15 protein-coding genes are annotated in these 16,393 nt (G+C 70.7%); 12 read left to right on the forward strand and 3 right to left on the reverse strand.

Features of this window, described 5'->3' with window-relative positions; translation table 11 throughout:
• Positions 1-5: 5 nt before the first annotated feature.
• The 6 genes from ACG01O_RS12810 to ACG01O_RS12835 all read left to right on the forward strand — a co-directional run bounded on the left by ACG01O_RS12810 (position 6) and on the right by ACG01O_RS12835 (position 6,748).
• Positions 6-989, forward strand: a complete 984-nt coding sequence (locus ACG01O_RS12810; RefSeq protein ID WP_394385131.1) for an AEC family transporter — start codon at positions 6-8, stop codon at positions 987-989.
• Between the two features lie 70 nt (positions 990-1,059).
• Positions 1,060-3,921: a M16 family metallopeptidase gene (locus tag ACG01O_RS12815; RefSeq protein WP_394385133.1), complete on the forward strand. Its 2,862-nt coding sequence runs from the start codon at positions 1,060-1,062 to the stop codon at positions 3,919-3,921.
• Positions 3,922-4,053: 132 nt separating this feature from the next.
• Positions 4,054-4,881: a hypothetical protein gene (locus ACG01O_RS12820; protein WP_394385135.1), complete on the forward strand. Its 828-nt coding sequence runs from the start codon at positions 4,054-4,056 to the stop codon at positions 4,879-4,881.
• 100 nt (positions 4,882-4,981) lie between these two features.
• Positions 4,982-6,232 (forward strand): glutamate-5-semialdehyde dehydrogenase, encoded by a 1,251-nt coding sequence (locus tag ACG01O_RS12825; RefSeq protein ID WP_394385137.1) that lies wholly within the window; start codon positions 4,982-4,984, stop codon positions 6,230-6,232.
• A gap of 45 nt (positions 6,233-6,277) precedes the next feature.
• The gene (locus ACG01O_RS12830) at positions 6,278-6,538 is read left to right on the forward strand and encodes a GNAT family N-acetyltransferase (protein WP_394385139.1); all 261 of its coding nucleotides are present in this window, start codon (positions 6,278-6,280) and stop codon (positions 6,536-6,538) included.
• 9 nt (positions 6,539-6,547) lie between these two features.
• Positions 6,548-6,748 carry an N-acetyltransferase gene (locus tag ACG01O_RS12835; RefSeq protein ID WP_394385649.1) on the forward strand — a complete coding sequence of 67 codons (201 nt, stop codon included), beginning with the start codon at positions 6,548-6,550 and terminating at the stop codon, positions 6,746-6,748.
• Positions 6,749-7,565: 817 nt separating this feature from the next.
• Here ACG01O_RS12835 and ACG01O_RS12840 read toward each other — a convergent pair.
• Entirely contained in the window at positions 7,566-9,143 is a 1,578-nt protein-coding gene (locus ACG01O_RS12840; RefSeq protein WP_394385141.1) for a DUF4139 domain-containing protein, read from the reverse strand.
• 45 nt (positions 9,144-9,188) lie between these two features.
• On the opposite strand from ACG01O_RS12840, the gene queC reads away from it, so the two are divergent.
• From queC to ACG01O_RS12855, 3 genes are read left to right on the forward strand one after another with little or no spacing between them, the layout of a single operon-like run.
• Positions 9,189-9,905, forward strand: a complete 717-nt coding sequence (queC, locus tag ACG01O_RS12845; protein WP_394385143.1) for a 7-cyano-7-deazaguanine synthase QueC — start codon at positions 9,189-9,191, stop codon at positions 9,903-9,905.
• Positions 9,902-10,447: a LemA family protein gene (locus tag ACG01O_RS12850; protein WP_394385145.1), complete on the forward strand. Its 546-nt coding sequence runs from the start codon at positions 9,902-9,904 to the stop codon at positions 10,445-10,447. Before queC ends, ACG01O_RS12850 begins: the two co-directional genes overlap by 4 nt.
• A gap of 52 nt (positions 10,448-10,499) precedes the next feature.
• Entirely contained in the window at positions 10,500-11,021 is a 522-nt protein-coding gene (locus ACG01O_RS12855; protein WP_394385147.1) for a TlpA family protein disulfide reductase, read from the forward strand.
• Between the two features lie 23 nt (positions 11,022-11,044).
• On the opposite strand, the gene ACG01O_RS12860 is transcribed toward ACG01O_RS12855, so the two are convergent.
• The gene (locus ACG01O_RS12860) at positions 11,045-11,467 is read right to left on the reverse strand and encodes a BLUF domain-containing protein (protein WP_394385149.1); all 423 of its coding nucleotides are present in this window, start codon (positions 11,465-11,467) and stop codon (positions 11,045-11,047) included.
• Between the two features lie 3 nt (positions 11,468-11,470).
• Positions 11,471-12,163 carry a GTP cyclohydrolase I gene (gene folE / locus ACG01O_RS12865; RefSeq protein ID WP_394385151.1) on the reverse strand — a complete coding sequence of 231 codons (693 nt, stop codon included), beginning with the start codon at positions 12,161-12,163 and terminating at the stop codon, positions 11,471-11,473.
• Between the two features lie 41 nt (positions 12,164-12,204).
• Here folE and rsmB point away from each other — a divergent pair, with 41 nt between their 5' ends.
• Genes rsmB through ACG01O_RS12880 form a run of 3 tightly spaced genes read left to right on the forward strand, consistent with a single transcriptional unit; the run spans position 12,205 to position 16,389 of the window.
• The gene (rsmB, locus tag ACG01O_RS12870; RefSeq protein WP_394385153.1) at positions 12,205-13,545 is read left to right on the forward strand and encodes a 16S rRNA (cytosine(967)-C(5))-methyltransferase RsmB; all 1,341 of its coding nucleotides are present in this window, start codon (positions 12,205-12,207) and stop codon (positions 13,543-13,545) included.
• A 1-nt stretch (position 13,546) separates the two neighbouring features.
• Complete coding sequence (locus tag ACG01O_RS12875; protein ID WP_394385155.1) at positions 13,547-14,107, forward strand: DUF4390 domain-containing protein; 561 nt, start codon at positions 13,547-13,549, stop codon at positions 14,105-14,107.
• Positions 14,104-16,389 (forward strand): sensor histidine kinase, encoded by a 2,286-nt coding sequence (locus ACG01O_RS12880; RefSeq protein WP_394385157.1) that lies wholly within the window; start codon positions 14,104-14,106, stop codon positions 16,387-16,389. Before ACG01O_RS12875 ends, ACG01O_RS12880 begins: the two co-directional genes overlap by 4 nt.
• The last annotated feature ends 4 nt before the right edge of the window (positions 16,390-16,393 follow it).

Raw genomic sequence — 16,393 nt, forward strand, 5'->3', positions numbered from 1 at the left:
TACGCATGACCTGGGCGATTGCGGCGAAGTTGCTGGCCATCCTGGTGGCCGTGGCCATCGGCTGGGCCGTGGGGCGCATGCGCTGGCTGGGCGGTGGCGCGGCCGGCAGTGACAGCGACCCCGCCCGCGTGCTGGCCAACGCGGCCTTCTACATCTTCGTGCCGGCCTTGCTGTTCCGCACCACCGCGCGGCTGGACACGGCCACGCTGCCCTGGGCCTTCCTGCTGGCCTTCTTTGTGCCGGCGCTGCTGCTCATCGCTGCGCTGTACCTGTGGGAGCGCTGGCGCCGCCAGCCGGTCGATCCGGTGGTGGCCCCCAGCGTGCGCGCCATCACCGCCGGCTTTGGCAACACGCTGCAGGTGGGGCTGCCGGTGGCGGCCGGCGTGTTCGGCGAGAAGGGGCTGGCAATCCACATCGCCGTGGTCAGCCTGCATGCGCTGTCCATCCTGACCCTGCTCACCTCCATCGTGGAGCTGGACCTGGCGCGTGAGCGCCGCAGCGGCAACCTGCGGGCCACGCTGCTGCAAACCGTGCGCAACACCGTCATCCACCCGGTGGTGCTGCCGGTGCTGGCCGGCCTGGGCTGGAACGCCACGGGCCTGCCGCTGCCCGCCGTGGCGGACGAGGCCCTGCAGAGCCTGGGCACGGCCGTGGTGCCCTTGTGCCTGACGCTGATCGGCATGTCGCTGGCGTACTACGGCTGGCCCCGCACCTGGCACGGCCTGGCCGGGCTGGTGGCGGCCAAGCTGCTGCTGATGCCGGCGGTGGTGCTGGTGGCCGCGCACTGGGGCCTGGGGCTGAACGGCATGCCGCTGGCGGTCATCGTGATGATTGCCGCGCTGCCCACTGGGTCCAACGCGCTCATCTTTGCCCAGCGCTACCGCGCGCTGGAGGCCGATGTGACCGCGGCCACCGTGCTGTCCACCGTGCTTTACGTGGCCACCGCGCCCGGGTGGCTGGCGCTGCTGGCCTGGCTCTCGCCGTGGTGACTCCCGGCACTTGCTGCCGCCGGAGCCGGGCCGCCCAATCGTTCCCACGCTCACCCGTTAATACCCCGCCATGACGCAGCCTGCCCCTCGCCGCCGCCCGCTCCCCTGGGCCACCCTGGCTTTGTCGGTGGCGCTGGCGCTGCCCCTGAGCGCCAGGGCCGCCGCCGACCTCGAACCCGCCCCCATGGGTGCAGTCAGCCTCGCCGGTGGGCAGTTCAACATCCGCCATGAAAAGCTCACGCTGGCCAACGGCTTCGAGCTCATCCTGGTGGAAGACCACCGCCTGCCGCTGGTGGCCTTCAACCTGTGGGTGCATGCCGGCCCGCGCAACGAGGCGGCGGGCCAGACCGGCTTTGCGCACCTGTTCGAGCACCTGATGTTCGCCGGCAGCCGTCATGTGCCGCGCGGGGCGTTCGACCAATTCATCGACGCTGCCGGCGGTACCGACAGCAACGGCTCCACCAACTTCGACCGCACCAACTACTTCTTCACGCTGCCCGCGCACCAGCTGGAGCTGGGCCTGTGGCTGAAGTCGGACATGCTGGGCTGGATGATCGACGAGGTGGACTCCATCGCGTTGGCCAACCAGCAGGACGTGGTGCGCAACGAGCGCCGCCAGAGCTTCGAGAACCGGCCTTACGGCATCGTCGAGGAAGCCACCTACCAAGCGCTGTACCCCGAGGGTCACCCGTACCGGGCGGCCGTCATCGGCTCGCACGCCGACATCCAGCGCATCCGCCTGGCCGACGTGAAGGCCTTTGCCCGCACCTACTACCGACCCAACAACGCCACGCTGGTGCTGGCCGGCGACTTCGACCCCGCCCAGGCCAAGGCCCTGGTGCAGAAGTACTTCGGCACCCTGCAGCCGGGCCCCAAGCCGCCCGAGGTGAAGGTCGCCATGCCCGAGATCACGAAGGAGCGCCGCCTGGTGGTGACCGACCGCGTGGAGCTGCGCCGGCTGAACTTCGTGTGGCACACGCCGGCCATGTTCGCCGCTGGCGACGCCGAGCTGGACGTGGCCGCCCACGTGCTGGGCGGCGGCAAGGCCAGCCGCCTGCATGCGCTGCTGGTGCGCGACCGCCAGCTCGCGCAAAGCGTGCAGGTGGGGCAAGACTCGCAAAGCCTCAGCTCACTGTTCAGCGTCGAGATCGTGGCTCGCCCGGGCGCATCGCTGGACGAGATCGAGGCGCTGGCCGACGCCGAACTCACCCGCCTGGCCGCCGAGCCGCCCACCGACGCGGAGCTGGCCCAGGCCCGCGCCACCATCCAGACCCAGCTGCTGCAGCGCATGGAGCGCGTCACCACGCTGGCCGACCTCGTGAACCACTACAACCAGATGGCCGGTGACCCGGGCTATGCCGGGGCCGACCTGGCCCGCTACGCTGCCGTCACGCCCGCCAGCGTCAGCGCCACGGTGGCGCGCTGGTTGCGGCCGGACCACCGCGTCGTGGTGCAGGCCCTGCCCGGTGAACCGGTGCTGCCGCCCGAGGTGCCCACGCCGCCGGCCCCCACGCGCGCGGCCAAGGGCGAGCGGGAGTCGCTCAACGCCGCCGAAGCCTGGCGTCGCCAGCCGCCGCGCCCGGGCCGCGCCGCACCGCTCACGCTGCCGGCGTCCCACAGCTTCACATTGCCCAACGGCCTGACCGTCATCCATGCGCCCAAGCCCGGGCTGCCGCTGGTCAGCGCCAGCCTGGTGCTGCGGGCCGGGCAGGCCGCCAACCCGGCAGACCGGCCGGGCCTGGCCAGCTTTGTGGCGGCCATGCTGCCCGAGGGCACGGCCACGCGCAGCGGGCAGCAGCTGGCCGAAAGCCTGGCCAGCCTCGGCGCCACGCTGCAGGCCCAGGCCGGCGCGGAGGACGCGCGGCTGGAGTTCTCCAGCCTCAAGGCCAGCGCCCGCGAGGGCCTGGCCCTGCTGGCCGATGTGGTGCAGCACCCCGCGTTTGCGGAAGCCGAGGTCACCCGCAAGCGCGCGCAGCGCCTCACCGCGCTGGCGCAGACGCGCGAGCAGGCCGACGAGCTGGCCAGCACCGTGGCCCAGCGCGTGCTGTACGGCGAGGGCCACCCGCTGGCCTCGCCATCGCTGGGCACCGAGGCCAGCCTGCAAGCGATCGACGCCGCCGCGCTGCGGGCGTTCTGGCAAGGCCACTACCGACCGGAACGGGCGGCGCTCGTCGTGGCGGGTGACGTGACCGAGGCCGAACTGCGCGACTGGGTGCAGCCCCTGTTCGGCGCCTGGCAACCCACCGGCCCCGCAGCGGCTGAGCAGCCCCTGCCGCCCGCCCAACCCGCGCCCCGTCAGGCCGCGCGCACCGTGCTGGTCGACAAGCCCGGCGCCCCGCAAACCGCGCTGACCCTTGTCGCGCCCGGCCCGAAGGCTGGCCTGCCGGATGCGGCCTCCGTCAAGGTCATGAACGCGGCGTTGGGCGGTTTGTTCACCTCGCGCATCAACCACCAGCTGCGCGAGGTCAAGGGCTACACCTACGGCATGTTCTCGGGCTACAGCCTGGGCCGCGAGCGCGGGCAGTTCACCCTCAGCGGCAGCGTGCGCACCGATGTGACCGGCCCGGCGCTGGCCGACCTTCAACGCGAGATCACCGCCATGCGCGCCCGCCCGCTGGGCGCGGCCGAGTTGCAACGCGTGCGCAACGCGCAGCTGTTGTCGTTGCCCGGCCTGTTCGACACCAACGGCGCGGTCGTTGCGGGCTATGCCGCCAACTGGGCGGTGGGGCGCCCGCTGAACGCCATCACCGAGCTGCCCGCGCAGTACGGCGCCGTCACGGCCGCGAGTGCCTTCCAGGCAGCGAAGCAGCACCTGCAGCCCGCCCAGCTCATCACCGTGGCCGTGGGCGATGCCGCCCAGGTGCTGCCGCAGCTGCGCAAGCTGGGGCGCACGGTGGAGCCGCGCGATGCCGACGGCCGCGTGCAGCGTTGAGCGTTGAGCGTTGAGCATTGCGGCCAAGCCCTGCCCGACCCGGCGGCAAGGTTGGGGCCGCGCCTGTAGCATCGGCGCGTCTTGTTTGATGTGGCATCGGCGCCCGCTGCGCCCGTGCTGCGTGCGCCTCTGATGACCGTGCCCGGTACCCGACGGCAGATCCTGCAGGCCTGGCTGGCCGGAGCGGCTGCATGGGCGCAGCCGGTCGGCGCGCAGCCCGCTGCCTTGCGCTACATCGTGCCGACACCGCACGACCGCTTTGGCCATTACGTGGTGGCGCTGCTGGCTCGTGTGGCCGAACTCACCGCCCAGCCCTACACCTTCCGTGCGTTGGGCGACCGCCGCATGACCCAGCGCCGCCTGGAGCTGGAAGTGGGCAGCCCGCAAGGCACGGTGGACCTGATGTGGGGCATGACCAGCGACGCCCGCCGCCGCGAGCTGCGGCGCCTGGACGTGAAGCTGGACCAAGGCCTCATCGGCTGGCGCGTGCTGGTGGTGCGGCGTGACGACCTGGCCCGCTGGCCCCGTCAACTGCCGGTGGCCGAGTTGCAGCGGCGCCGGGCCGGCCAGGGGCTGCACTGGCCCGATGTCGACATCCTGCGCAACAACGGCTACCTCGTGGACACCGCGGCCGACACCGCCACGCTGTACGACATGCTGCGCCACGGCCGGCTGGACTACTTCCCCCGCTCGGTGATGGAAGTGCTGGACGAACTGGCCGGGCTGGACACGCGGGACGTGGCCATCGTGCCCGACCTGGCGCTGCGCTATGACACCGGCAACTACATCTTCATTGGCCCCCACCAGGCGGCCGTGGCGGCTGACCTGGAGACTGCCCTGAGCCGCTTGCAGGCCCAGGGCGAACTGCGCAAGCGCTTCAACGCTGCGTTCGATGCTGAACTGCGCACGCTGCGCCTGGCCCAGCGCCGCGTGATCGATCTGCAGGCGCCACCGCCCTGAGGCCCGCCGCCGGGCCTACGGCGCCCGAGAAGCGGGCTTGTGCGGGCTGCGAAGCCGGCCCGCCCCGCCTGGCGTGCGGCCCTGCGGCGAAAATCGGGGCATGTCTCTCACCGCCTACATGGACGACCTCGGCCGCGCCGCCCGCGCCGCCGCCACGCAGATGGCCGCCGCCTCCACGGCCGCCAAGAACACCGCGCTGCTGGCCCTGGCCCGCCGCCTGCGCGAGGCCGGCCCAGCGCTGGCCGAGGCGAACGCCCGCGACCTGGCCTGTTCCGCCGAACTGAGCGGCCCGCTGCGCGACCGTCTGAAGCTCGACGCCAAGACGCTGGCGACCGTGGCCGAAGGCTGCGAGCAGATCGCCGCCATGCCCGACCCCATCGGCGAAATCACCGGCGTGAAGCGCCGCCCCACCGGCATCAGCGTGGGCCAGATGCGCGTGCCGCTGGGCGTGTTCGGCATGATCTACGAGAGCCGCCCGAACGTGACCATCGAGGCCGCGTCGTTGGCCATCAAGAGCGGCAACGCCTGCATCCTGCGCGGCGGCTCCGAGGCCATCCACTCCAACCTCGCGCTGGCCGAGATCGTCAGCGCGTCGCTCGAAGAAGCCGGCCTGCCGCGCGCCGCCGTGCAGCTCGTCAACACGACCGACCGCGCCGCCGTGGGCCTGCTCATCAGCCGCCCGCAGTGGGTGGACGTCATCATTCCTCGCGGCGGCAAGGGCCTGATCGAGCGCATCAGCGCCGAGGCCAAGGTGCCGGTCATCAAGCACCTGGACGGCAACTGCCACAGCTATGTCGACGCCGAGGTGGACCTCGACCTGGCCGTGAAGGTGGTGGACAACGCCAAGACGCAGAAGTACAGCCCCTGCAACGCCACTGAGTCGCTGCTGGTGCATGCGGCGCAGGCGGCGGCTTTCTTGCCGCGCATCGCGGCCGTGTTCAAGGTCAAGGGCGTGGAGATGCGCGGCTGCCTGCGCACGCTGGCCCTGGTGCCGGGCGCGGTGGCGGCTGTCGAGGAGGACTGGTCCACCGAGTACCTGGCGCCCATCATCAGCATCAAGGTGGTGGAGTCGCTGGACGAGGCCATCGCGCACATCAACCGCTACGGATCGCACCACACGGACGCGATCGTGACGACGAACCACCCGAACGCGATGCGCTTTCTGCGGGAGGTGGATTCGGCCAGCGTGATGGTGAATGCCAGCACGCGGTTCGCGGATGGTTTCGAGTACGGCCTGGGCGCCGAGATCGGCATCTCCACCGACAAGTTTCATGCGCGCGGGCCGGTGGGGTTGGAGGGGCTGACGTCGATGAAGTGGGTGGTGTTGGGGCAGGGAGAGGTGCGGGGCTGACGGTGACGGGCTGATGAGTTGCCGGCGCTACGACGAAAACTCGCCATGAACATCAGCTTTCGCCCCGCCACTGCCGCCGACGCCCCAGCCTGCGTGACCCTCCGTGGCCTCACCCGCGAGAACGCCATCTCGGTCGCGCAACTGGCGGCCATGGGCATCACGGCAGAGTCCTGGGCGAGGGCCGTCGCAGCCGGTGATCTGCCGGGTTTTGTCTGCATCGACGACAAATCCACCCTCGTCGGCTACTGCTTTGGCGACAAGACCTCGGGTGAAGTGGTCGTGCTGGCATTGCTGCCGCAATACTAAGGCCAGGGCATCGGCAAGCGGTTGCTACGCTTGGTGGTGGATGTTCTCTTCACGGCGGGCCATCGGCGCCTCTTCCTGGGTTGCTCACCCGACCCCGCCGTGCGCTCCTACAGCTTCTATCGCCGGCAGGGTTGGGTGTCGACTGGCAGCTTTGACCGGGCGGGGGATGAAGTGCTCGAATTCGTCCTCCGGCGCGAGGCGGCCACCTAGCCCGTGCAGCCTCAGCGCAGCCCCGTCACCTGCGCCTCCTTCGGCGCGCTGATCACGTACTCGGCCCTGAAGCCGTGTAGGGCGGGTCGTTGACCCGGCTATTTCCTTGGTCTATCCGGCATTTGGCAAGTTCGTGAGTCCCCGCCGGGAGTTCTGGCTTGCCGCTTGCAAGCGGCAAGCCCTTCGCCAGGCACGGGGCAGCCCGCAGTGGGCTGCCCCGTGTCCGGGCTCAGCCCCGGCGGGCGACCTTCTTTTTGAGCGACCAAAAAGAAGGCAAAAAGTCGCCCCTGCTCCGTCGCCCCTCGCTGCGCGAGGGGTGCCCTGCGATGCTCGGAACCCGAGGACCGCGCGGAACTCCCTTCGCTACGCTCCGGTCAAACAGCCGCGCGGAGTCAGTTGACGATGCGGGCTTCGCCCGCACCTCGGGCTCCTGCGCGTCTCGGCTCCTCCAAAGGGGTCAGCGGGAACAGCCAAAAGCCAAACCCGCAATCCGTTCGCATCGAGGTATTCCTCTTACCCCCTTTAGCGCCGCCGAGGAGCGGAAGACCTTGAGGCCGCGTGCGCAGCACGCTGCGAGAACTGACTCCGTGCAGTTGTTTGACCGAAGCGTAGCGAAGGGAGTTCTGCGCGGGGCCTCAAGGGCTGAGTACCGCAGGGAACCCCTCGCAACGCGAGGGGCGGTGCGGTCGGGGGGGCGCTTCTTTGCCTACTTTCTTGTCGACACAAGAAAGTAGGTCGCCCGCCGGGGCGAACTCCCGGCACGGTGCAACGGGTCACGCCGCTCGTCGCAAAAGCACACGGAGCTGCGTGGCCACCGTCACCGCAACCCCGTCACCACCGCCTCCTTCGGCGCACTGATCACATACTCCGCCGTGAACCGCTGGCTCGCCCCCGCCGCCAGCGGCTGCTCCCACAGCACCAGCCCCGGCTGCTTGCGCCACGCCTGCGTGGCGGGCGCCGGGCTGAACTGGCTCTGCACCTTGATGTCCTCGTGCTGCGACACCGGCGCGGCTTCCACCAGTTGCAGCGTCAGCGAACCCGACGTGTGCCGGTTCTCCACCACCCAGCCGCGTGCGTACCGGTGTTCGGCCCGTGCGCCGATGAAACCGGTGTTGCCGGCATTGCGCTGCTCAGGCTCCACCTGCACGCGCACCGCGTCGTCACGGCCGAAGGGCAGTTCCAGCCGTTCCTCGCTGCTGGCGATGTTGAGCGTGCTGCTGCCCACCAGCGCGCCGTCGCGCAGCAGCTGCATGGTGCCGCGCGGCCAGGTGCCGGCCGGGCGGGCGGCGTCGGCCACCAGGTAGGCCGCAGCCTCGCTTTGCGGTTGCACGCGGGCGATCAGCTGGGCTTGCAGCTTCTCGGTGCCCAGCGCCAGGCTGGCGCGCTGCGTGCTGCTGTCGATGGTCACGCGCAGCGGCAGCACGAACTCGGTGGCGTAGGCGCTTTGGAAGACGCTCAGGTCGAAGCGGTCCAGCGCCGGCTCGGCAGCGCGCGAGCCGGTCACCTCCACCTTGGCGGCCAGGGCCGGGGCGGGTGCTGCGGGGGCGTACATCAAGGCCGCTTCGGCCTGCGGCTGCGGGCGGCGCAGGTCCAGCGACCACGGCGGCGGCAGGTTCACGCCCACGCGGGGCGTGACCTGCGCGGTGGACAGCCGCAGCGTCACGTTCTTCCAGTCCTCGCCGCTTTGCTGCGACACCTGGGCCAGCCGCTCCAGGGCCACCGCGCCGGTGGGGGTGTCCAGCAGCGCGCGGTAGCTGGGCGCCCAGCCGGCTTGCGTGATGCGGTAGCTGAGCTTGACCTCGGCCGCCTGGGCGGTGGAGAGCCGCACGCGCAGGCTGCGCCACTGCGGGTTGGCGGCGGCCAGTCGGTCGCGTTCGGCCTTGAGCGGGGTGATCTGGCGGTCCAGGTCGTCCAGCTGGCGGCGCAGCACGGCCTGGCGTTGCAGCGCGTCCAGCGCGGTTTTGCGGATGCTGTCGGCCGTGGCGGCGATGCCGGTGGCCGGCGTGGCGCGGGCTTCGCCCGAGCCCAGGGCCTTGAGGTAGCCCAGGCTGGTGTCCAGCGCGGTGGATTCGGCGGCGAGGGTGTCGCGCTGGGTTTCGAGCTTGCGCACCTGCTCGTCCAGCGGGCTGGTGGCGCACTCGGGCACGCGTTCGCGCGGCAAGGTTTCCACCTGCACCGGGCCCAGGTTCACGCCCGCGGGTGCGGTGATTTGCAGCGTGTCGGGGTCAAAGCGGGCGGTCAGGCAGTTCAACACCAGCTCGCGGGCGCCGGCCGCCACCGGCGCCAGGCGCCTGACCTGCGCCCCACCGGGGTAGACGAGCACCTCGTCGATACGGGATTGGGCCGCCGCCAGGGTGGGCAGCAGGGCGGCCAGGAGCAGGGTGGGGTGATGCATGGCGCGGCAGGGGGTGGAGGGAAGCGCAAAGGTAGCATTCCGCCCATGAACGACCCCCGCAAAGCGCTCGTGCTTTTTTCCGGCGGGCAGGACTCGACGACCTGCCTGGCCTGGGCCCTGGACCGCTATGCCGAGGTGGAGACCCTGGCCTTCGACTACGGCCAGCGCCACCGCATCGAACTGGACTGCCGCACCACGGTGCGCGAGAAGCTGGCCACGCAGTTCCCCGCCTGGGCGGGCAAGCTGGGGGCCGACCACCTGCTGGACCTGGCCGTGCTGGGCCAGATCAGCGACACCGCACTGACCAGCGAACGCGCCATTGAGCTGCAGGCCAACGGTTTGCCCAACACCTTTGTGCCCGGGCGCAACCTGCTGTTCCTGACCTTCGCCGCCACGCTGGCTTACCGGCGCGGCGCCAGCGTGCTGGTGGGCGGCATGTGTGAGACCGATTTCTCGGGCTACCCCGACTGCCGGGACAACACCCTCAAGGCCATGCAGGTGGCGCTGAGCCTGGGCCTGGACACGCCCATGACGCTGGAAACCCCGCTGATGTTCATCGACAAGGCGGCCACCTGGCGCCTGGCCGAGCAACTGGGCGGCGACGCGCTGGTGAAGCTGATCGTGGAAGACACGCACACCTGCTACCTGGGCGAGCGCGGCGCGCTGCACGACTGGGGCCACGGCTGCGGCCACTGCCCGGCGTGCGCGCTGCGGGCCAAGGGCCACGCGGGCTACCGGGCCGCGGGGCCGCAATCCTCATGACGCCCTGGCAGTGGGCCGGTGTGGCCTGCGGGGCGTCGCTGTTCTTCTGGGGCGTGGGGGCCTACAACCGGCTGATGTCGCTTCGCAATGCCATCGGCGACGCGTTCGCCCAGCTGGACACGCACCTGAAAGAGCGCGCCGAGGTGTGCGAGAAGCTGCTGGCCGCGGTGGCCCCGCGCCTGCCGAGCGAGCAGGCCACGTTCGACGCACTGGCCAGTGCCCAGGCCGAGGCCCAGACGGCGGCGCAGGCCTCGCGCGCCAAGCCCTGGGCGCCCGACCCGGTGGGCACGTTGGCGGTGGCCAGCGCGCTGCACGCGGCGGCGCTCACGCGGCTGCTGTCGCTGCTGGACCACCAGGCCGAGCTGCGCAGCGAGGCCGAGATCGACGCGCTGGTGAGTGAACTCAAGCTGATCGAGCGCCAGCGCGCCTTCACCCGCCAGGTGTTCAACCAGGCGGTGGGCCAGTACAACGAGGCGCTGAACCAGTTCCCCACGCGCGTCCTGGCCAACCTGTACGGCTTCAAGGAGGCGCGCTCGCTGTAAGGCTGCGCGGGCCGGGGTGTAAGGCCCGGGCCGGTCAGCGCGACGCAAGGGCATGCGTGCCTTCTCTGCCCTATCTGCCTTTCCTGCCTTGATGCTGGCCCTGGCCGGCCTGTTCACCCCCCTTGCCCTGCTGGCAGCGCCGCCCGCGGCGCAGGCGTTGCAACTGAGCGGCCCGACGCTGGAGGGCCGCGCGTTCGACCTGCAGGCGCTGCGCGGCCAGGTGGTGATGCTGGTGTTCTGGAACACCGCGTGCGTGCCCTGCGTGCAGCGCATGCCGGAGCTGCGTGCCAATGCGCGGGGCTGGCGGGGCCAGCCGTTCCGCTTGGTGCTCGTCAGCACCGACCGTGACCGTGACGCCGTGCAGGCCTATGTGCGCACGCTGCGGCAGGTGGAGGGTGAACCGGTGGACACGCCCTTCCTGTGGGCGGGCGAGCAGCACCTGGCCGGCGGGCTGCGGGTGCCGGCGCGCGTGCCGTTGACGCTGGTGCTCAACCCCCGCGGCGAGGTGGTGGCGCGGCACGAGGGGCGCATCGCGCCCGAGGCTTGGGACGATGTGGCGGCCGCGCTGCCCTGAGTGGGCGGCACGGCCTGAACGGCTCAGCTGACGGCGATCGCGCCCGACGCGCACATTTCCTGGAACAGCGAGGCCATGGCGCCGCCGCTCATGGTGTACGGGTCGAGCTTGCCAGTCTCGGAATACTTCAGCACCAGCGCCGGGTTCAAGCGGTGCAGGTTGACCTGCCCCATGGTCCAGCCCGGGAAGCCGCGCTCGGTGATTTCCTCGTAGCCCAGCAGGATGACGTCGCGGTGGCGGCGGTCGCTCACGATGTGCTTGTAGCGAGCGTTGACCGCGTCGCGGCCGCCTTCCAGCACCTGAACGTACACGCCGTCGGTGAAGCACAGCAGGCCGGTGATGCCCTCGGCCGGGTTGTGCTCCCGCGAGATCTTCAAGATGGCCGAGAGGTCGGCGTCGGCCGGCGTGGACGTCGCGCGGCTGGCGTACATGAGTCGGACGAGCATGGTTCAGCCTTTGGCAATCAGAGACAGGAATTCGCGGCGCAGGTTGGCGTCCTTCAGGAACGCGCCGCGCATCACGCTGTTGGTCATCTTGGACTCGCTGTCCTTCACGCCCCGCCAGTGCATGCAGAAATGGTCGGCCTCCATCACCAGCGCCAGGCCGTCGGGCTGCACGCGCTCCTGCAGCTCGTTGGCGAGCATCGTGACGGCCTCCTCCTGGATTTGCGGGCGGCTCATGATCCAGTCGCACAGCCGCGCGTACTTGGACAGGCCGATCAGGTTGGAGTGCTCGTTGGGCAGCAGGCCGATCCAGACCTTGCCCATGATGGGGCACAGGTGGTGCGAGCAGGCGCTGCGCACGGTGATGGGGCCGACGATCATCAACTCGTTGAGGCGGCTGACGTTCGGGAACTCGGTGACCGAGGGCGCCGCGGCGTAGCGGCCGGCGAACACCTCGCGCAGGAACATCTTGGCCACGCGCTTGGCGGTTTCCTGGGTGTTGTGGTCGCTGTCGGTGTCGATGACGAGGCTTTTCAGCACCTCCTGCATCTTGGACTGCACCTCGGCCTGCAGGGCGTCCAGTTCGCCGGGCTCGATGAACGCGGCGATGTTGTCGTTCGCATGGTGGCGGCAGCCGGCCGACACCAGGCGGTAGCGGATGCGCTCGGAGACGGGCGCGTCTTGGGCAGGTGCATTCATGCGAAGCATTGTGAAGCGGTTGCCACTTCTACACTGGCCGCATGTCTCAAAGCCCCCAAGCTGCTGCCAAATCCGCCCCGCTGCACCGGTTGTTGATGCAGGCGGCCGATGCGGTGCAGGGCGTGCGCGAGGGCAAGTCCCTGACCGACCTGCTGGCCCGCGTGCCGGCCGACCTGCGCCCCGGCACCCAGGCGCTCACCTTCGCTGCGCTGCGCCGCCTGGGCAGCGCCGAGGCCACGCGCCAGCAACTCGCCCCCAAGGCGCCGCCGCCCCGGGTGGACGCGCTGCTGCTGCTGGCCCTGGCCCTGCTGTGGCCCGAGCCCGCCGGCGGCCCGGCCCCCATGTACGCCGACCACACCCTGGTGGACCAGGCCGTGGCTGCCGCCAAGACCCGCGCGCCGGCCAGCGCCAATTTCGTGAACGCCGTGCTGCGCCGGTTCCTGCGCGAGCGCGACGGGCTGGTGGCCGCAGCCCAGCGCAGCCCGCTGGGCGCCTTCAACCACCCGCTGTGGTGGATTGAAAAGCTCAAGCAGGACTGGCCGACGCAGTGGCAGGCCATCCTGGCCGCCAACAACCGGCCGCCGCCGATGACGCTGCGGGTGCATGCCCAACGCAGCACGCCCGCACAGTACGTGCAGCGGCTGGCCGAGGCCGGCATTGCCGCCCGCGTGCTGGGCGCGCCGGCCGCGCAGGCCGTGGTGCTGGCGCAGCCGGTGCCGGTGTCGGCCTTGCCAGGCTTTGCCGAGGGCCTCGTGTCGGTGCAAGACGCCGCCGCCCAGTTGGCTGCGCCGCTGGTGGTGGGCACGGGGCTGCGCCCCGGCGCCCGCGTGCTGGACGCCTGCGCCGCCCCCGGCGGCAAGACCGCGCACCTGCTGGAGCTGCAACCCGACCTGCAGCTCACCGCGCTGGACGCCGACGCCCAGCGCCTGCGCCGCGTGCAAGAGAACCTGCAGCGCCTGGGCCAGACGGCCACGCTGCAGGCCACCGACGCGCGCCAGACCTCCGGTTGGTGGAACGGCCAGCCCTTCGACGCCATCTTGCTGGACGCCCCCTGCAGCGCCTCCGGCATCGTGCGCCGCCACCCGGACGTGCGCTGGCTGCGCCGGCCCGACGACATCGCCGCGCTGGCCCGCATCCAGGCCGAGCTGTTGGACGCCCTGTGGCCCCTGCTGGCCCCGGGCGGCCGGCTGGTGTACGCCACCTGCTCGGTGTTCCGTGCCGAGGGGCAGGCCCAGCTCGACGCGTTTTTGCAACGCCAAGCTGACGCGAAGTCCCACGCCGTGCCTGGGTTCACGGGGCACCTGCTGCCCGTGGCAGAGAATGCCTCGGACGCAGAGCCGCCCCTGGACGGCTTCTTCTACGCCCTGATCACCAAACCCTGATTTGTTCGCCCGGCTCGTCATCGCTGCCTTCTTCGCCGTGCTGCTGGCCCTGGTGCCGGGCGGCGCGCGGGCCGAGGGCATCGAGCTGGCGCAACTGGCCACCCGCAAGGCCGACGACGGGCTGGAGCTGAGCTTCACCACCCGCTTCGAACTCGGCCACGCGGCCGACGACGCGCTGCACAAGGGCGTGCCGCTGTACTTCGTGGCCGAGGCCACCGTGCTGCGCAACCGCTGGTACTGGCGCGATGCCCGCGTGGCGCGTGCCGAGCGCACCTGGCGCCTGGCCTGGCAGCCGCTGACCCGGCAGTACCGCGTCTCCAACGGCGGGCTGCATCAAAGCTTCAACTCGCTGGAAGAAGCCATGACGGTGCTGCGCGGGCAGAGCGCCTGGCGCATTGCCGAGCCCAAGGACATCGACGACGGCGGCAGCTACTACCTCGAATTCAGCTACCGGCTGGACGTGAGCCAGTTGCCCCGGCCGATGCAGATCGGGCTGCAGTCGGGCTTCGCCCTCAGCCTTGAGCAACGGCGCAACTTCGCGCCGGACTTCAGCCTGCGATGACCCGCGCCGCTCGCTGGGGCTGGGTCATCACGCTGGTGACCCTCACGGGTGTGGCCGGCGTGCTGGGCTTCCTGCTGAGCGTGGGCACCACGTCCGAGCGCGGCTTCTTCGAGCGGCACTACCACTGGCTGTACTGGGTGAATGTGGCCGTGGCGGTGGTGCTGGCCCTGGTCATCGTGACGGCAGCCGTGCGCCTGGCCGTGCGGGTGCGCCAGGGGCGGTTCGGCAGCCGCTTGCTGTTCAAGCTCGCGTCCATCTTTGCGCTGGTGGGCGTGATTCCGGGCTTGATGATTTACGCGGTGTCCTACCAGTTCGTGAACCGCAGCATCGAGACCTGGTTCGACGTGAAACTGGCCAGCGCGCTGGAAGCCGGCCTGAACCTCGGACGCGGCACGCTGGACGCCATGGTCAGCGACCTGGGCGCCAAAACCCGCGACGCCGCCGAGCAGCTGGCCGAGAACAACGCGCCGCAACTGCTGGCCCTGGAGCGCCTGCGCGACAAGCTGGGCGCCCGCACCGTGGCCCTGGTGGGTGGCAATGGCCAGATCGTGCTGGAAAGCGGCGGCGATGCCCGCCAGCTCACGCCCGACCGCCCCAGCGGCAGCATGCTGCGCCAGGCGCGCGGCGGCAGCGTGGCCAGCCAACTCGAAGGCTTGGAAGACGAGGCCGCTGCCCTGCAAGGCCGCGCCCAGATCCGCAGCCTGGCCCTGCTGCCCAACACCGAACTGCGCCTGGGCCTGGGCGAGCGCTACCTGATGGTGGTGCAGCGCATCCCGGCGTCCATGCTCACCAACGCGCTGGCCGTGCAAGCCGCCAACAACGAGTACCAGCAACGCTCGCTGGAGCGTGACGGCCTGCGGCGCATGTACCTGGGCACGCTGACGCTGGTGCTCATCCTGGCCACGTTCGGCGCCCTGCTGCTGGCCGTGACGCTGGGCAACCAGCTCGCGCGGCCGCTGCTGCTGCTGGCCGACGGCGTGCGCCAGGTGGCGCAGGGCGACCTGTCGGTGCGGCCGGCTCTGGCCTCACGCGATGAACTCGGCGGCCTGACCCGCTCGTTTGCCGACATGACCGGCCAGCTGGCCGACGCCCGAGCGCAGGTCACCCGCACCGTGGCTGAACTGGACGCCGCCCGCACCCACCTGCAGACCATCCTCGACAACCTCACGGCCGGCGTGCTGGTGTTCGACGCCCGCGGGCACCTGGAAACCGTCAACCCCGGCGCCACGCGCATCCTGCGGCTGCCCTTGTCGGCCTTCGTCGGCCGGCCGCTGGCCGATGTGGCCGGCTTGGCCGAGTTCTCGGCCGCGCTGGATCGCCGCTTCGAGCAGAGTTCCAGCGCCGACGGCGAGCGCGACATGGACCGCGAGCTCTGGCAAGAGTCCTTCGAGCTGCAGCTCGACCCCAAGCAAGACCCGCTCACCCTGCTCGTGCGCGGCGCGCCGCTGCCGCAGGGCGCGCGGCTGGTGGTGTTTGACGACATCTCCGAGGTCGTTTCGGCCCAGCGCTCGGCCGCCTGGAGCGAAGTGGCCCGCCGGCTGGCGCACGAAATCAAGAACCCGCTCACGCCCATTCAGCTGTCGGCCGAGCGCCTGCAGCACAAGCTCGAAGCCAAGCTCGAAGGCACCGACCAGGCCATGCTCGTGCGCTCGGTGGCCACCATCGTCAACCAGGTGCAGGCGATGAAGCAGCTGGTCAACGAGTTCCGCGACTACGCCCGCCTGCCCTCGGCCCAGCTGAAAGCCCTGGACCTCAACGCCCTCATCCAGGAAGTGCTCAGCCTCTACGCCGAGCCGCAGGATCGCGGCCGCCTCACGGCCGACCTCGGCGCGCGCCTGCCGCACATCAAGGGCGACGCGAGCCAGCTGCGCCAGGTCATCCACAACCTCGTGCAAAACGCGCTCGACGCGGTGCACGACCGCGCCGACGGCCACGTCACCGTGCGCTCCGTGCTCACCTACACCGACACCGGCACGCCCCGCTCGGTGCGGCTGGTCATCATCGACAACGGCCCCGGCTTCGCCGAGAAAGTGCTCAAGCGCGCCTTCGAGCCCTACGTCACCACCAAGGCCAAAGGCACCGGCCTCGGGCTGGCCGTGGTCAAGAAAATTGCCGATGAACACGGCGCCCGCATCGCACTGCGCAACCTGCATCCGGCTTCCGATGCGGGTTCTCCCCCGGAGGGGGCACCCGATGCGGTCGTGATCGGCGCCCAAGTTTCGCTATCATTTTCGAATCTGACCCCCGCCACCGAGCCCGGTGTGCCGGGTGCCAAGACCTAAGGAT

This window comes from Pelomonas baiyunensis, from assembly GCF_043555935.1.
In the GTDB taxonomy this organism is placed as follows: Bacteria; Pseudomonadota; Gammaproteobacteria; order Burkholderiales; family Burkholderiaceae_C; genus Pelomonas; species Pelomonas baiyunensis.

Bases quoted from the DNA above. Each gene is read 5' to 3' on its own strand.
- ACG01O_RS12810 (WP_394385131.1), top strand. From the start codon at position 6: ATGACCTGGGCGATTGCGGCGAAGTTGCTGGCCATCCTGGTGGCCGTG.
- ACG01O_RS12815 (WP_394385133.1), top strand. From the start codon at position 1,060: ATGACGCAGCCTGCCCCTCGCCGCCGCCCGCTCCCCTGGGCCACCCTG.
- ACG01O_RS12820 (WP_394385135.1), top strand. From the start codon at position 4,054: ATGACCGTGCCCGGTACCCGACGGCAGATCCTGCAGGCCTGGCTGGCC.
- ACG01O_RS12825 (WP_394385137.1), top strand. From the start codon at position 4,982: ATGTCTCTCACCGCCTACATGGACGACCTCGGCCGCGCCGCCCGCGCC.
- ACG01O_RS12830 (WP_394385139.1), top strand. From the start codon at position 6,278: ATGAACATCAGCTTTCGCCCCGCCACTGCCGCCGACGCCCCAGCCTGC.
- ACG01O_RS12840 (WP_394385141.1), bottom strand. From the start codon at position 9,143: ATGCATCACCCCACCCTGCTCCTGGCCGCCCTGCTGCCCACCCTGGCG.
- queC (WP_394385143.1), top strand. From the start codon at position 9,189: ATGAACGACCCCCGCAAAGCGCTCGTGCTTTTTTCCGGCGGGCAGGAC.
- ACG01O_RS12850 (WP_394385145.1), top strand. From the start codon at position 9,902: ATGACGCCCTGGCAGTGGGCCGGTGTGGCCTGCGGGGCGTCGCTGTTC.
- ACG01O_RS12855 (WP_394385147.1), top strand. From the start codon at position 10,500: ATGCGTGCCTTCTCTGCCCTATCTGCCTTTCCTGCCTTGATGCTGGCC.
- ACG01O_RS12860 (WP_394385149.1), bottom strand. From the start codon at position 11,467: ATGCTCGTCCGACTCATGTACGCCAGCCGCGCGACGTCCACGCCGGCC.
- folE (WP_394385151.1), bottom strand. From the start codon at position 12,163: ATGAATGCACCTGCCCAAGACGCGCCCGTCTCCGAGCGCATCCGCTAC.
- rsmB (WP_394385153.1), top strand. From the start codon at position 12,205: ATGTCTCAAAGCCCCCAAGCTGCTGCCAAATCCGCCCCGCTGCACCGG.
- ACG01O_RS12880 (WP_394385157.1), top strand. From the start codon at position 14,104: ATGACCCGCGCCGCTCGCTGGGGCTGGGTCATCACGCTGGTGACCCTC.